Genomic DNA, 15,435 nt, shown 5'->3' with positions numbered 1-15,435 from the left:
TGGCTACTTCCAGAAGTATCCGGGCTCGACGGACGTTGCGTTGGTGCTGGGGTCGAACTCCAGGCGGTAGGAGCGGCCGACATGCTGGGCGATGCGACCGAATGCCGCCTCGTCGATCTCGGTATCCGTAGACAGCAGAACCACCTGGTGACTCGCTGCTGGGAAGTACCGCTCTAGCAGGTGCTCCCGGTGAAAGCCATCTAGACGGCCCAGTGGTGTGTCGATCACGACGGGCAGCGGTTGTCCTGCAGCTCGCGCCAGGCCCCAAAGCAGGGCCACTGCCAGAAGCTGGCGTTCTCCGGCGGATAGTTCCTGTGAAGACAACGGACGGCCGTCTAGTCCTGTGAGGCTGACTGTGTGTGTGTTGGAGTCGATCTGAATCTCGGTGACCAGCTTGTCCTTGCGAAGCAGGCGACCAAGCGCCTCCAAGATAAGCTGCGAGATCCGCTCTAGGTGCCGCTCCGTCGCCGCGGTTCGCAAGTGCTCCAAGGTCAGCCGGACGCGATCGATGTGCTCGACGAGCCGGCGACCATCATCTGCAGCGAGGTTGGCGTGGGCCGCCCTGTCGAGGGCGGCCTCGTACGCCGCGTCTGCACGAGCACGGTCCTGACGCAGGCTGTTGAGCCGCTCTTCCGCGTGAGTCAGCGCCGCCCTGCTATGGATCGCTTCGGCGGAAGCGTTGTCACGCTCCTCGCGCAACGGCGTCAGAAGCTCGGGGTCAGGCATGGCGACGAGGACGCGCTCTGCCTGGTCAAGCTCGGCGCGCTTCTCACTGCGCCGCTCGAGCAGCGCGCTCAAGCGGCGAGCGGCCGTGGGCAGACTGGAGTCCAGCAAGAGGTTGATCGAGCTAGCAGTCGACAGCCCCGTGACGGTGGCAACCTCCGCAGAGTCCAGCCGCTGGCCGCGGTCCGCGGCGAGGAAATCCTCGATCGTTTTGAGGGCGGGGCCGTGAACCTTGGCCTCCTTGAGCTGCTCGATGACGGCCGCATCTCGGGCTGCAATCACATCGGCAACCACCCGCTGCCGGCCCGCTTCGGCTTCGCGGCCGGCCTGCTCGCCGACCTGCTTCAAGACCTCGGCGACCTGGAGTAGGGGCGCAGCACCGGCCAGCTCCTCGCGAAGTTCCTCCTCAATCCGCGTTAGCTCCGCCCGCAACATGCTGACGGTCGTTTCGGCTGCATCGCGGCGATCCAGGAGCTCTCCGCCTGCGGAGCGGTAGCGCTCGGTCAACTCAAACAACCGCTTGTCAGCACGCTCAAGCTCGACGCGAAGGGTAGCCACGGCGCCAGCGGCAGCTTCTTCCGCCTGCCGCAGGGATGTCACGGAGCGCTGCCGCTCCTCGACCGCTTCGCGCAGCCCATCGGGCACCTGCCGACTCCGGTGCCGCCGGCGCAGCACTGACAGGTCGGTGTTCAGGCGCTCGACAAGGTCCAGACCCAGGAGCGCTGCCAGGGCCGATCCGAGGACCTCACGCGAACGTTCCATGTCGGCAAGCGCTTCGATCTGTTCGCCATCGAAGAAGAACAGTCCCGCAATGCCGCGTGGCAAGAAGGTCTCAACCTGCTCGCTCCATGTCGACGTCAACGCGGCGTCATGGCGACCATCGACGGCTACATCTAGGATCTCGCGAAGGGTTGCACCACTGCTCCGCCAGCTGCGACGGACCCGGTACTGCCGCTCAACGCCCTCCTGATGCGCGTGGAAGCTCAGCTCGATGGATGCGCCCTCGCTGTGGGGGATGCCGTGGTGGATGAGGCTGCGCAGGTAGTTGTCGTAGCTGCCTGAGCGGCGTCCCGAGATTCGGGCCAACGGGCCGTACAACGCAAGGTGAATGGCCTCCAGGATGGTCGTCTTACCCGCCCCGTTCAAGCCGCCGATAAGAACGATCGGCTCTCGGCTCGACGGCGGAGCCAAGATGATCGAGTGGCGTCCGGCGAACGTGCCGACATTCTGAAGGATCAGTTTATCGAGAATCATTGGCCGACTCCAGCGTTGGTCGGGCGGACGAATCCATCCGCAAGATCAAGCGGATCCGGCTCTTCAGGGCTTGTCGACCTCGCTGCACTACGGTCCATCGCGGACCTGCGATGATGTGCTCGAGCAGTGGCGTCCGCTTCATCATCATAGAAGCCACGCCGAAGCGCCTTCTCCAGCGACTCGAAGAGACCGGCCCTCCGGGCCTGCGCCCGCTGACGCTGCTCGATGTCGAGCAGCTCGCGTACCAGCTCGAAATGCAGCCGATCCTCCCCCGCAATCGACCGCAACACCTCCACCGTCTCGGGGCCAAGTGGCAGGTGCTCATCGAGCGGCCTGCCCGGGTACTTCTCGGCCATCGTCGCTTCGTAAATCCGGGGCATATTGTCTTCGAACTCGTGCTTGTCAACGACCCAGATCCGGCGGATCTCTTCGAGCTCGGCCAGCGTAATTAGCTCGAGTGAGCGCACGTAGTGAGGGCCATTCTCACGGATCCACGCCTGCGCCTCCAATAGACGGGTGAGCCAGCGCTCTCTGGCCTCCTGTGTGTATGGTCCCGGGATCGGTCTGTCGTGGAACAGCTGCACCGAGCCATTCATGCGTCGGAAGTCACGCAGGTGTCGATCGTCGGCCACATCAAGTTCATTGCGAAGATCCAGGAGTGGCAGCATCCACTCCTTCTCCTCGTCGTTCTGAATCATGGCAGACATCGACTTGTCCTTATCGACCAGGGTGCACGTCCAGCAGCCGAAGCGGCTGTCGCCGCAGCTCGGGGTGCTGGCATCAACCACCAGAGGGCACTCTCCGTCGGCCGACGCACCCTGGTACATCGTCAGCAGCTCTTTGTTGGAGTACCCCCACGGGTTGGGACGTTGCATGAGGAACGTCCAGACGTCGTCGTTCGACCAGCTCTCGATCGGCGAGTAAACGAGACAGTTCGGCAGAGAGTCATTGGGACTAAGGAGGTCTCGCACCCGCCGCGACTCGAGAGCGGTCATGCGGTGCGAACGACCGGCACTTTCAGCCTTACGGGTACCCAGCACCAGGATTGCTTCGCCGTGGGAGCGAACCATGTCACGAATAAAGGCGTTTGATGGTTTGATTTTTAGGCGTTCGGTGCACCAACGAAACTTCGGCCGAGGCGCCGGATAGCCACGCCCAATGAGGTTCACCCAGAAGGTGTCAGTTACCGAGGGGGTGAGCCGGTGAGGCGTGATCGGCAGATCCTGCTCTGCGGCGGACGCCGACAGGACGTCGAGTGAGTGAGTGACCCAGGCGGCAACCACCGGGTTCTCGACCAGCGTGTCAGTACTAATCACGTGGACAGGCTTGGTTCGCTGCTCGGGACTGAGACCCGCGAGCGCGGCCCAGACCAGCTGCAGGACTGCCGTCGAATCCTTGCCCCCTGAGTACCCCACAACCCAGGGCACACCGTCAGCGAGGTAGAGCTTCTGCGTCTGGGCCACGAGAGTGTCAAGGGTACCGGCGAAGCCCGCCGCGTCGAACGCTGAACGACTGCGGACGGGAAGGTTGCGAGTCACTTCTCTCCCTTGGTAAACGCTTCGTCGGTACGCTGTTCGTCGGGCGGCAGCGGCAGTCCGACAGCCCGACGGATGGTCGCGGTGGTGAGCAGTACGTTAGCTGCGCTCTTACTAACTTTGCCGCCTAGGATCGCTCGCCCTTCCCATGTGGCAGCGTTGGTCCGATGCCAGTCGAGGGTGCGCAGGTTGCGAAGCGTCGGTTCCCAGACGGCGGAGTCGTGGCTGGCCAGCACCAAGCTATTGCCGATCTTGCCAAGGGCGTGCAGCACGATGCCGTGGCTGTGAATAAAGTCGCGCCTGATCTCGCCTGCGCTCACCGAGCGGTTGCGCACCTGGTGCCATTCCGGGAACTGGCTGGCGACCAGCTGCCAGTAGGTCGACGCCAGGTCGACGCGGCGTTCCAGCGAGGTCTCCACACCGTCCAGCAGCGACTTGTTGGCGTTGTACAGCGCCGAGAGCGTGAACAGCTTCCGGGACCGGGCGGCGAGGTTGCTGGTCTCCATCTCGGTCAGATCGCTGAGGAACGTTGAACGCATGACCACCAGCTTGGTGATGGCCGACATCTCGTCACGATGGTCGTATAGCACGCCGATCGACTTGGCGGGTCGGATCGCGTAACGGTTCAGGTCAGCGAACATCTGCTGACATCGGTTTAACCCGATGTCCAGGAACATGACGATGGCGATGCTCTCGTCGCCGAGTTCCGGACTATCGATGAGCGCCTGCTGGATGGCCGCCCTCCGGTGTTGACCATCGTTGATCACAAACTTTGCCGACATAGGGATGGTCAGCGTGCCTACCCGCTCTCCCGGTCCGCCGCCGACGCCGAACGGCTCGAAGGCAACCTCGGCGTTGACCGATGCCGTGAGGGCGGAAAAGACGTAGCTTTGCGGGTTGTCGACAACGTAGCGGGCGATCTCCGGTACGCGAGACTTGTTCAAGGTGCGCTGAGCGCGCATCTCCGGAGGCAGCTCCTCTTCGTCAAACACGAAGAGCCGCGGGATAAGCCGTAGCGGGCACATAGTGACGTAGTACTCCCGCCCTGCCTGGACCCCGCGGATGGCGGGAAAGACGTACTCGAAGGCGCCAGCGCGTCCCCGCCCCGACGCTCTCACGACGCCGCTAGTTTTGATCTTGGTTTGTGCCACGTCTAAGACTTACCAGAAGAGGACCCTGTACGGAAGTCCGGGTCCGTACAGGGATGGTCGTGTCTCCAAACATGGCTCCGAACCGATGCGTAGGATGGCGCTCATGACAGTAGCGATGTCCACCGACAGCCCAGCCTCAAGCGACGCGGAGGTCGGGCGGCCGCCCGTCTACCTGGACTGCAACGCCACCGCTCCCCTGGATCCGCGCGTGCAGACCGAGGTGCTGACCTACCTCGCCGAGGAGTTTGGGAACGCTGGCAGCCGGACGCATCGTTACGGCCAGGCGGCGAAGGAGCGCATCAACCGCGCCCGGCAGGAAATCGCTGCGGTCGTCGATGCTAAGCCTGAGGAAGTCTTGTTCACCAGTGGGGCCACGGAGAGCAACAACCTCGCGATTCTGGGGCTCGCCGCTCACGGAGAGCAGTCGGGCCGGCGGCACATCATCAGCAGCCAGATCGAGCACAAGGCAGTGCTGGAGCCCCTCGAAGAGCTGGCCCGGCGGGGCTTCGAGGTGACGTTGGTGCCACCCACGATCGGAGGGTGGGTTGACCCGGAGGCCGTTCGAGGCGCGTTGCGCCCTGACACACTCCTGCTGTCCATCATGGCGGTCAATAACGAGACGGGCGTCGTGCAACCTCTGGACGAGATCTCGACCATCCTGGATGGCCACGAGGCCTTCCTGCATGTTGACGCCGCGCAGGGCTACGGGAAGCTCGTCGAGTCGCTGCGCAACCAGCGCATTGATCTCTTGAGTATTTCCGGCCACAAGACGTACGCCCCGAAGGGCGTTGGGGCACTCGTCGCGCGGCGGCGCGGGTACCGGCGCGTGCCCCTTCAGCCACTGATGCACGGCGGCGGCCAGGAGCGGGGCCTACGTCCAGGCACGCTGCCGGTGGCACTCGTCGCCGGCCTCGGCTTGGCGTCATCGCTGGCGCTCAGCGAACATGAGCAGCGGAGGAAGCGATGTGCAGCAATCAAGGCGGAAGCACTTCGGGTCCTTGAGCCACTCGGCATAGTGCTCAACGGCGATCCCGAACGAACGGCAGCGCACACCCTGAACTTCTCAATACCTGGCGTAGATTCCGAAGCGACGATCGTGGCACTTAAGGACCTGGTCGCGATCTCGAACGGGTCGGCTTGCACCTCTCAGAGCTACGAGCCAAGCCACGTCCTCCGTGCAGCAGGACTACCGGACGAGCAGATTGCCGGGGCCCTCCGCATGTCATGGAGCTACTTGACGCCGGCTATCCCTTGGGCGTCGATAGCCGAGCGGCTTAGACGGCTGAAGTAACCTGCCCGGCTGCATTGCATCTGCCGCGCCGCACCCCAATCCGCGCGGTCCGCGCCGATGACCAGGTTGCCGACGCGCATCGCCTACTGCACGCCATCGCTGCGCCGCCGGCGCCGCCCGCCGCGCTCACCTTCCCGGTAGGCCCCACCACCCCGCTTTCCACCGGCGCTGCTAGTCAACGGCCGTCACCAGCCGCGGATCGGCCACGAGGTCACACACGAGATGGCCTCGGCCGACGAGGTTGACCTGCTCTGCGCGTTCATCAAGTGGCACGGCGAGCGCATCATCGAGCCCGCGATCCGCGACCTCATCGCCCGCGGCGGCGGCTGCGGGTCATCACCACGACCTACCTGGGTGCGACCGACCAGCGCGCCCTGAACCGGCTCGCCGAGCTGGGCGCCGAGATCAAGGGTCTCGTACGAGACCAGGACCACCCGGCTGCACGCCAAGGCGCGGCTGTTCCGCCGCAACAACGGCGCCGCCACCGCGTACGTCGGCTCGTCGAACCTCTCCAAGTCCGCGCTAGTCGACGGCGTGGAGTGGAACGTACGCATCTCGAACCTGGAACAGCCGCACGTCATCGACACCTTCGAGGCGACGTTCACCGACTACTGGAACGACTCGGCCTTCGAGGCGTACGACCCGGCGAAGGACGCCGACCGGCTGCGCATCGCGCTGCGCGGCGAGCGCCTCGACGGGGCGCCGACCGAGATCGCGAACCTGGACGTCCGGCCGTTCCCGTACCAGCAGGAGATCCTCGACGACCTGGACGCCGAGCGGCTGGTGCACGGCCGCTGGCGAAACCTGGTGGTGATGGCGACCGGCACGGGCAAGACTGTGGTGGCCGCCCTGGACTACCGCCGGCTGCGCAAGGCCGGCCAGGTTGACTCGCTGCTCTTCGTCGCCCATCAGGAGCAGATCCTGCGGCAGAGCCGCTCGGTGTTCCGACAGGTGATGGGGGACGGCAGCTTCGGCGAATCTCTCGTCGGCGGCGACCGGCCCAAGGACTGGAAGTACGTATTCGCCTCGATCCAGTCACTACACCGGCAGGAGATCGACCCCGAGGCGTACGACATGGTGATCGTCGACGAGTTCCACCACGCCGAAGCGCCTACGTACGCCCGGCTGCTGGAACGGCTGCAGCCGCGCGTACTCCTGGGGCTGACCGCGACCCCCGAGCGGAGCGACGGCGGCGACGTGCGCCGGTGGTTCGACGGCCGCGCATCGGTGGAGCTGCACTGTGGGAGGCCCTCGAACGGCAGTTGCTGGCGCCGTTCCAGTACTTCGGCCTGCACGACGATGTCGACCTGTCGCAGCTGCGGTGGAAGCGTGGGCAGGGGTACGACCCGGCCGAGCTGGACGGCGTCTACACCGGCAACCACGCCCGGGCCCGGATGATCCTGCGCGCGGTACGCGACACCGCCGACGTCGGGCGGATGCGGGCGCTCGGCTTCTGCGTGAGCATCGGGCACGCCGAGTTCATGGCGGACTGGTTCACCAAGCACGGCGTGCCGTCGGCGCGGTGACCTCGCGGGTCGACGCCGCCGGGCGGCAGGCGTTGCTGACCGCCTTCCGCAACCGTGAGCTGCGGGTGCTCTTCACCGTGGACCTGTTCAACGAGGGCGTCGACCTGCCGATGGTCGACACGATCCTCATGCTGCGGCCGACCGAGAGCGCCACGATCTTCCTGCAGCAGCTCGGCCGTGGTCTGCGCCTGGACGACGACAAGCCCTGCCTGACCGTGCTCGACTTCATTGGCGGGCAGCACGCCACCTTCCGGTTCGACCTGCGCTGGCGGGCGCTGGCCGGGGTGAGCCGGCGGGCCGTCGAGGCGGCCGTGCGGGATGACTTCCCGTCGCTGCCGAGCGGCTGCCATATCGAGCTGGACCGGGTGGCAAAGGACATCGTGCTCGCCAACCTGAAGTCGGCTCTGCCGACCTCAAAGAACGGGCTGGTGGCGGAGCTGCGGCCGCGGCTCTGGGCGGAGCCGGCGCGTTGCGCCGAGCTGCGGCAGGTCGCCGAGGTGCTGCGGGATCGTATTCACCGGGCCACGGAGGAGCCAGCGTCGGATCGGGTGCCGCTACGGGTGCACGCCCGCTACAGCCGCAACGAGGCGTGCGCTGCCTTCGGCATGCCGAACCCCGGGTCGCTGCGCGAGGGCGTGAAGTGGCTGGAGAACGAAAACGCGGACCTCTTCTTCGTCACCCTGGTCAAGTCCGAGCAGCACTACTCCCCCACAACCATGTACGCCGACCGGGCCATCACCAACAGGTTGTTCCAGTGGGAGTCACAGAGCACCACCTCATCGACCTCGGCCACCGGCCAGCGGTACATACATCACGCCGAACGCGGGTCGACGGTGCACTTGTTCATCCGGGAGACCAAGGTCACCGACCACGACCTCGGTGCACCGCCCTACCTGTACGCCGGGCCGATGACGTACCAGGACCACGCCGGGGACCGGCCGATGCGGATCCTCTGGCAGCTGCAGCATTCGCTCCCCGCCGACGTGTACGCCGCCGCCCGCGCCCTCGCCGCGTGAACGCTCGCCAGGACGTCGTGGAACGCCTGACCTCCTTACGCCTGCACGAACAACACGGCCGCCGGGCACCACACAAGCCGCTGCTGGTGCTGCTGGCACTCGGGCAACTCATCCGCAAGGGGTCCAGCGAGTTGCAGTGGTCGCAAGCACAGGAGCGGCTCAGCGATCTCATCGCCGAGTTCGGACCGGCGTCGAAGACCGGGCGGGCGCAGAGTGCCGCATACCCGTTCACGCGGCTCCGGAGCGACGGCATCTGGACCCTAGACCGGAACGTACCCATGGATCTGGTCGGGCCGTTGGCGACCCACAACGTGGTGGGTCGCCAAGATACCGGCACTGAGTCCCAACTCCGCCAGAACCCCGAGCTGCTGCGACAGGTTGCCCGCGCCCTGGTGGAACAACACTTCCCGCCCACCATCGCACCCGACGTCCTGACCTCTGCGGGCTTGGACGCCGACGACATCCTCCAGGCGCCGTGCGTCGCCCCGATCCCCCGCCGACGGCGGGACCCGGCTTGGCGGGCAGCAGTTCTGCAGGCATGGGATCGGCAGTGCGCCTTCTGCGGATACGACGGTCAGCTCGGCCACGTCCCGGTCGGCGTCGACGCGGCGCACGTACGGTGGTGGGCTTTCGACGGCCCGGACAGCCTCGACAACGGCCTGGCCCTCTGCGTTCTTCACCACAAGCTCTTCGACTTCGGCGCGCTCGGTCTCGACAGCGAACTGCGCGTCCACGTGTCGGCGGCATTCACTGCGCGCACGCAGGCCGGCCGCACCACCTACCAGCTTCATGGACAGCGGCTGCGACCACGCCCCGGCACTCAAGTCCCTGCCGGCGAACACACTTCCTGGCATCGCCGAGAGGTGTTCAAGGGCGAACCACTCGCCGCGTAGCACCGGCACCACCATGTCAGTCAGGATCTCGCGTGTTCGCGGATTGCACCCTTGTCGGGGAGTTCTACGACCGCAGTGCACAACGCAGGCCAGAAGTGTGAGAAGAAATCCACGACGCCACGGTATTACGGACGCGAGCGGCGGACAAGAGAATTTGAGCTAGCCAGACCCTCGACCGCCGTCAAAGGCGATCCGTGAGGAGACCGCGACCGGATCTTGAAACGCAGCCAGGCTCCTCGGCATGCCCGGTGGCGATATCCGCCGTTCGGTGCGGCGACCACCAGGGCAGCAGCGCGGCGCTCGACCCAGATCGATGGGGCGCAGTTAGCGGAAAGATCCCCGGTGCTTCGGGAATTGCCCCGACGAGGGTCCGGCGGTGCGGGCACCGCCGCCCGGGAGGGCGCGGCGCGCAAGGACGGTTCTTTATGGTTCAAGGACGGTTTGTAGGAAGCCTGCTTCCGGCCGGTCCGGAAGCAGGCTTCCGGTCGTTTTGCAGTGTGCTTCCGCCCGGTCGGTACCGGCCGGAAGCCTGCTTCCGCCCGGTTATCCACAGGCTGTGGAAACTCTCAGCAAATCGCAGAAAGGGCTGAAGCTGTGACGCGGCACGTCGCAGCCGTGCGAATTAGCCTTTCGGCCCCGCCCTCCTTCTCCGACTTTGAGAGGGACTTGGCCGCAGCAATGGAGCCCTTGCGAATGCGAAGGGCAACGCTGCCAAGGCCGACGACGAACCGGATGATTTCTCAGTGTGCAGCGACGCCTACAGCGCTGCGGCTCAGACCCCGATGGTCGACGCCGACCTGATCAGCGAGTCGTAGCTTTCCGTGCTGCGTTCCAGTTCGACGCCGAGCGAGCGGGCGAACCGGTCCAGTTCCGCCTGCACCTGCTGCGCTGGCCTGCCCCCGCCGACCATCACCTCGATTTCGAAGAAGGCGCCGAGCCCGTCCACCTCGTCCAGGCAGAGCACCATGTCCCCGAGCCGGGCGGTGCGGCGGGTCTTCACGATCCGTACCGTGGGATAGAAGCCCATCGCCAGGATCGCCGCGTGCATCTCGCTGCGGCCGAGCACCTCGGTTTCGTGTTCCTGGCAGGCCAGCTCGTTGTCCAGTGGCGTCTTCACGCAGAACAGATGGCGGCCGTCCTGGGTACGCAGCCGGGCGAAGGTTCTGCCCTGTTTGCTCTGCCCGTAGCTCCAGCCGTTCGCCGCGTAGGCCTGGTCGTCCTGCCGCGACGCCGCCGAGAAGACGACTCCCTTGGCGGCGAGGGCCCGGATCAGGATGGCGGGCTCGGCGACCCGGTACTTGACCTCGATCTCCCGGATGCCGTCGGTCATCACGTCTCCATGGCGGTGGGGCGCCGCGTACCCGGGGTACTCAACCACAGCCGTGGTGCCGCCGGCTTGGCGACACCCCGACACCGCCACCAACCGGGCAAACCGCCAGGTCAGCCTGGTTCACCCGCCGGCACCACCCGGTTCAGCGGCGTCGGGGCCTGTCTTCTTCGCGGACCGCGCCCCGGCCGCGGGCAGACGTGCATAGCCTCGCAGGTGGGAGCATGTCGAGACGTTGCGACGGAGGTCGCCGTGACCAAGGCCGTCAGAGAAGCCCTCAACGGGGCGAGCGAGGTTGAGCTGACCGTGACCGGCCGCAGGACCGGCCGGCAGATCAGTCGCCCCGTCTGGTTCGTCCAGGAGGAGGAGAGCGCCTTCCTGGTCCCGATCACCGGCTCCGACAGCCAGTGGTACAAGAACGTACGCCAGACGCCGATGGTGCAGTTGAGCGCCAACGGGACGGCGGTGAGCAGCACCGCCACCCCGATCACCGACGCCGACCGGGTCAACCACATCGTGCGGATGTTCCGCGAGAAGTACGGCTCGGACCAGTTCGACGCGCACTACCCAAAGCACGACGTCGCGGTCCAGGTCTCCCTCACGTAACCCGGTTGCCGCTCGTTGCCGGGGCACCGGCACGTGAGGGCCACCCTGGCCTGAGGCACCCGGTCGGGCGGCATGTGACCCACGCCGCCCGACGCGCATCTGGGCTTGTCAGGCCGCCGTCCCGTCTGGGCGGGGCACTATGGGGTTGGGGAACTCGGTGTCGGTGTAGGGCAGGTCGATCAGACGGTGGCGGCCGGTGCGGCCGGCCAGTTGCCAGACCTGCTCGGCGGGGCTGGCACCGGTGCAGGCGCGCAGTTCCGCTGTGGTGGTGGCGACGATGGTCCCCACGCGGGCGGCGGCGAGGCGGTGGTGCAGGTTCGCTTCCCGGCGGGCCGATGGTAGGTGGAACAGGACCGGCCACGCCGAGACGCTCAGCGCATACAGCCGCTCATACTTGGCGATCTTGTCGGTGAGGATGTCGAGGCGTTCGCTGCCGGTGTCGTACTCAAGGAAGAACGGCACGGACCGTCCGTGCTCGGTCCAGACCCCGGCTCCGTCGGGGCGGGGTAGTCCGGCCGGTCCGCGGGCGATCATCTGAAGGTTGCCGCCTTCCCGGTAGAACGCGCCCAGGTCGTGGAAGGCGGACGCGGGCTGCCACCGGTCCAGGCTGGTGCCGGGGTGGGTGCGGGCGTGGGCGGCGAGGTCGATGCAGAGCTGGTTGCCGCCGAGGAGGTGCGGCAGGTCTGGTCGGGCGGTCAGGGCTTGTTTGCGGCGGCGGGCCTGGTCCCGGCGTGGTGGTCCGAGTCCCCGTTGGGCGTGGACGTGGTCGTAGCCGAGTTGGTCCAGGACGTAGTGGTACGGGTAGGAGCCGCCGTAGGCGCGGTTGGGGCGGAACCGGTCCACCGCCCGCAGGGCGGTGAGGCGCAGCAGTCGGCGTTGCGCGAAGTCCAGGGACGGGAACAGCGCGGCGGCGATCTGGTCGGTGGTGAGGACTCCGTGGTCGTAGAGCCAGCCGAGGAGGCGGTCGTCGCGGGCGGTGATGCTGGCCTGCAGCCGCAGCAGCGGGTCCGCAGCGGGCAGTCGTCTGTTACGCACGTCGCCCCCTGGGGGAGACACCCCACACAGGGTGTGTCGGGAGCCGGCACCCGCCAGCCACACCGGCCCTGACCTGCGCTGTCATTGACATCGGGGGGTCGGTTCGGGGGTCGGTGTCAAGGCGGACGGTGCAACGGACACCGACACCGACCCCCACACGGCCACCCACACCTACCCGGCGACGCCGGTGTGAGACGACCAGTGACGGGCGACGGTGACACCACCGACGCAACAGGTCGGGACAGCTGAGCTGGGGCGGCATGCTCGTTGCTCCTTCGAGGATCGGGACGCAGGCGCAGAGGCGACACCGGCGCCGACGGTAGCGCCGTGACGGGCCGGCCGGGGTGTTCTGCCAGGTCGGGTCAGGGTTTGTCAGACCGGAGGCCACCTGACAGGCGCGCGCCTGACAGGAACCGGTTCTGACAGGCGACGCGGGCCGTGCTGCTCTCACGCCGCCTCCTGATGGGTCAGAGCCGCCGGGGTGGCCTCGGCGCGCAGGAGACGCAGAAGCGCCGAGGCGGTGGCGTTGGACAACTGGTGCCCGTCCGCGCGTAGGTGTTGGGAGAGGGCCTTGCGGGACAGCGGCAGCCCTTGCTCGGCGAGGGTGCGGGCGGCGGCCCGGCCGGCCGGGACCAGCGCGCTGATGTCCGGGCCACGGTCCCGGACCGGGCTGCCGGTGCCGGGTCGGTCCCGGACCGTCGGGTCCTGGCCCCCGGTGTCGGGGACCGCGGTGGTCCGGTCCCGGACCGCGCCGGTGCGGGCAGGGACCGGCTTGCGGCCGTCCGGGACCGCAGGCCGCCGCGCAGGCACCCTGTGGGTGGCCGGGACCGCGGTCTTCTTCGCGGGGACCGGCTTGCGGGTGGCCGGGACCGCGGCGCCCACCATCGGGGCTGGTCCTGGCTCGGACCCCGCGGGATGGACGGTGCGCTCGGGTGGGGTGGCGTCGGCGCGGCCGAGGGCGATCTTCACCATCGTCAGGAAGCCGAGTGCCGGCAGCGCGGCGGCGATCCAGCCGATCGCCGACGCTTCGGCCTCCACGACCTGGGCGGCGAGGGACAGGAACACCGCCACGGTCAGGACGGCCGCGGGAAAGGCGACGCTCTTGCCCAGGCGCCGGTTTCGGCGCAGTTCCAGACCGGCGGCGATCGACGCCAACTCCAGCACGACCGCGTCGGCCCAGGCCGACCAGCCCGGTTGGCCGTGTGCCGCCGCGACGTCATGGACGTGACGGAACGACGCTGCGCCGGCCGCACCGCCGATCAACAGCATGATCAGCACCTGTATTCGGTTCTCCAGCCGATCCCGCCCTGACGGCACCGACGCGGGCGGGGCGGAAGGTCGCTGCTCAGGCGTGGCCAACGGCCGACCACCTGTCAACACAGCCCCCGGATGACGCCACCGGTGGGGGCATCGTCGGCAGGCGGGCCGAGAAGGCAGCCGCCGATGTCGTGCGGTTCGTATGCGCTGTGATCATGTTCGTGGTCCCGCTTCTTCGGTACGGCGAGACGAAGCCCGTCCATCCAGCGCCCGTCCCGGGACTACGTGTCGGACAGGCGCGACCCTGTCGACGCCCGGCGAGCCGGACGTCGTGTGAACAGGGCCGGTGACGGCCGAAACGTGGTCCGGCTGAACCCCGGATGCCGGGGCAGCCGGGGCACCTCAACCCGCAGAGGGTGCGGTCAAGGGACGGACACGTGGGCGGACGGACAAGCCGAGCCGCAGAAGCGGTCAACGCTCTGACCACCGGCAGCGACAGACGCCCCGGTGGAGCGGCTCAACTCGCCGACTGACGATCCTGCATGTGGGGGACCTCCCATCCGTTGACGCTCCCGGCCGCACCGGCCCGACCACGAGCAGGAAACCCCAGGAGGACCGACCGTGCTCACCTCGTGGGGGCCCACCCCGGCCAGTCCGCCGCGCGGGAACGTGTATCGAGTACGCCCGGGAACGTCAGGCGAGTCAACCGAATTCGCACGGCCCGGCTGCCGAATCAGTCCAGTGGGGGCGCTGACCGATCCGTTCCCGCTCAAGACCGACAACGGAAGGAGTTCGTGGAATCGGCAGACGGAGGTTCGCGGGCGGCCGGCTCACCGGGTGACGGTGAGGCGCACCGGCAGCCCCTGCTGGACGTCCAGCACCGCCCGCTCCCCCACCTCCCGCACCAGCTCCGCCTCCGCGCTCCGCTGCGCGCCGATCGCCAAACATCCGTGCCCCTCGGGCAGCGGCGACGGGTACGGATGCGAGTAGACGATCACCACCACCGCCGTCTCCGACTCCACCGCCTCGGCGGTGTAGTCCTTCCCGCACGGCTTGTCCCCCGTCTCCGGCGCACCGGTGAACGACACGCTCAGCCGCAGACTTCCCCGGCTGGTGACGGCCGCGTCGATCCCCAACGCGGTCGGCGCGTTCGGGTCCCACGACGGCGGTTCGACCCGCACCTGAGCCGACGCGTCCACGGCCAGCCGGACGACGCGTACCGACGTGCCGTCGAGGGTGTACTCCCAGGCGGGCGCGGTGGCCGGGCCGCGAGTGGTGTCGACCCGCAGGGTCGTCAACCGCGCCCCGGTGACCCGCAGCACCGGGCAGCCACCGCAGTCAGCGCCGTGACCGGTCCGGAAGCCGGCCAGCGTTGCCTCGGCCCCGGCCAGTGGCACCGCCAGCCGTTCCCCGTCGGCCCACCGCACCAGGCCCCTCGAACGGGGCAGCGGCGGCAGGGCGGCGGCGGGCTCGACCAGCCCGGACAGGAAGGCGGCCTTGTACTGGCCGTTGTCGGCCTCCCAGTCGCCGATCTGGTCGTACAGCGCGCCGACCGGCACGAACCGCCGGCTGTTGCCGGCCCGCCGGACGGCCTGCTCGTAGCGGTCGAGGGCTGCGCGGGCCTGCTGCCGCAGCTGCTGCGCCTCAGGGTCTCCGCCGCCGGGGTCTGCCGCGGCGGGGTCGGGGACGGCCAGGTCGACGGCCGGTGCCGGGGGCGGATCGTGACGAGCGCACCCGGCAAGCAGCGTCAGGGCGGTCATTGCGAGCAGCCACCGTCGTACCGTCATCCCGGGCACCTCCACCGACTGTGACGTGCCGCGA

10 protein-coding genes and 1 pseudogene are annotated in these 15,435 nt (G+C 67.8%); 4 read left to right on the top strand and 7 right to left on the bottom strand.

Features of this window, described 5'->3' with window-relative positions; translation table 11 throughout:
• Positions 1 to 3: 3 nt before the first annotated feature.
• The 3 genes from dndD to dndB are packed head-to-tail and all read right to left on the bottom strand — an operon-like array spanning position 4 to position 4,663.
• On the bottom strand, positions 4 to 1,977 hold the full coding sequence (dndD, locus tag AB0H57_RS19970) for a DNA sulfur modification protein DndD (protein ID WP_357508478.1): 1,974 nt from the start codon (positions 1,975 to 1,977) through the stop codon (positions 4 to 6).
• On the bottom strand, positions 1,974 to 3,515 hold the full coding sequence (gene dndC / locus AB0H57_RS19965) for a DNA phosphorothioation system sulfurtransferase DndC (protein WP_357508476.1): 1,542 nt from the start codon (positions 3,513 to 3,515) through the stop codon (positions 1,974 to 1,976). Before dndC ends, dndD begins: the two co-directional genes overlap by 4 nt.
• Positions 3,512 to 4,663 (bottom strand): DNA sulfur modification protein DndB, encoded by a 1,152-nt coding sequence (gene dndB, locus AB0H57_RS19960; RefSeq protein WP_357508474.1) that lies wholly within the window; start codon positions 4,661 to 4,663, stop codon positions 3,512 to 3,514. Before dndB ends, dndC begins: the two co-directional genes overlap by 4 nt.
• A 103-nt stretch (positions 4,664 to 4,766) precedes the next feature.
• Between dndB and dndA the strand changes: the two genes are divergently transcribed.
• From dndA to AB0H57_RS19945, 3 genes and pseudogenes are all read left to right on the top strand, one after another.
• Positions 4,767 to 5,954, top strand: a complete 1,188-nt coding sequence (gene dndA, locus AB0H57_RS19955; protein ID WP_357508472.1) for a cysteine desulfurase DndA — start codon at positions 4,767 to 4,769, stop codon at positions 5,952 to 5,954.
• Positions 5,955 to 6,010: 56 nt separating this feature from the next.
• A pseudogene (locus AB0H57_RS19950) lies at positions 6,011 to 8,496 on the top strand (DUF3427 domain-containing protein); the annotation flags it as partial.
• The gene (locus AB0H57_RS19945) at positions 8,493 to 9,389 is read left to right on the top strand and encodes a phosphorothioated DNA-binding restriction endonuclease (protein WP_357508470.1); all 897 of its coding nucleotides are present in this window, start codon (positions 8,493 to 8,495) and stop codon (positions 9,387 to 9,389) included. The pseudogene AB0H57_RS19950 and the gene AB0H57_RS19945, both read left to right, overlap by 4 nt.
• A 772-nt stretch (positions 9,390 to 10,161) precedes the next feature.
• On the opposite strand, the gene AB0H57_RS19940 is transcribed toward AB0H57_RS19945, so the two are convergent.
• On the bottom strand, positions 10,162 to 10,719 hold the full coding sequence (locus AB0H57_RS19940) for a CYTH domain-containing protein (protein ID WP_357508467.1): 558 nt from the start codon (positions 10,717 to 10,719) through the stop codon (positions 10,162 to 10,164).
• A gap of 249 nt (positions 10,720 to 10,968) precedes the next feature.
• On the opposite strand from AB0H57_RS19940, the gene AB0H57_RS19935 reads away from it, so the two are divergent.
• A complete protein-coding gene (locus AB0H57_RS19935) occupies positions 10,969 to 11,322 on the top strand; it encodes a nitroreductase/quinone reductase family protein (protein ID WP_357508465.1) in 354 nt (117 codons plus the stop codon).
• Positions 11,323 to 11,430: 108 nt separating this feature from the next.
• Here the strand turns inward: AB0H57_RS19935 and AB0H57_RS19930 are convergent, their stop codons facing one another.
• The 3 genes from AB0H57_RS19930 to AB0H57_RS19920 all read right to left on the bottom strand — a co-directional run bounded on the left by AB0H57_RS19930 (position 11,431) and on the right by AB0H57_RS19920 (position 15,401).
• Positions 11,431 to 12,357 (bottom strand): replication-relaxation family protein, encoded by a 927-nt coding sequence (locus tag AB0H57_RS19930; RefSeq protein ID WP_357508464.1) that lies wholly within the window; start codon positions 12,355 to 12,357, stop codon positions 11,431 to 11,433.
• Between the two features lie 447 nt (positions 12,358 to 12,804).
• A complete protein-coding gene (locus tag AB0H57_RS19925) occupies positions 12,805 to 13,626 on the bottom strand; it encodes a DUF2637 domain-containing protein (RefSeq protein WP_357508462.1) in 822 nt (273 codons plus the stop codon).
• 818 nt (positions 13,627 to 14,444) lie between these two features.
• Positions 14,445 to 15,401 carry a hypothetical protein gene (locus AB0H57_RS19920; RefSeq protein ID WP_357508460.1) on the bottom strand — a complete coding sequence of 319 codons (957 nt, stop codon included), beginning with the start codon at positions 15,399 to 15,401 and terminating at the stop codon, positions 14,445 to 14,447.
• Between the last annotated feature and the right edge of the window lie 34 nt (positions 15,402 to 15,435).

The organism is Micromonospora sp. NPDC050686 (genome assembly GCF_040654475.1).
Classification (GTDB): Bacteria; Actinomycetota; Actinomycetes; order Mycobacteriales; family Micromonosporaceae; genus Micromonospora.
The sequence above is the reverse complement of the archived record's forward strand: the minus strand, read 5'-3'. Positions and strand labels throughout refer to the sequence as shown.

Coding starts and splice junctions, on each gene's coding strand:
- dndD (WP_357508478.1), bottom strand. CDS start 1,977: ATGATTCTCGATAAACTGATCCTTCAGAATGTCGGCACGTTCGCCGGA.
- dndA (WP_357508472.1), top strand. CDS start 4,767: ATGACAGTAGCGATGTCCACCGACAGCCCAGCCTCAAGCGACGCGGAG.
- AB0H57_RS19940 (WP_357508467.1), bottom strand. CDS start 10,719: ATGACCGACGGCATCCGGGAGATCGAGGTCAAGTACCGGGTCGCCGAG.
- AB0H57_RS19925 (WP_357508462.1), bottom strand. CDS start 13,626: ATGCTGTTGATCGGCGGTGCGGCCGGCGCAGCGTCGTTCCGTCACGTC.
- AB0H57_RS19920 (WP_357508460.1), bottom strand. CDS start 15,401: ATGACGGTACGACGGTGGCTGCTCGCAATGACCGCCCTGACGCTGCTT.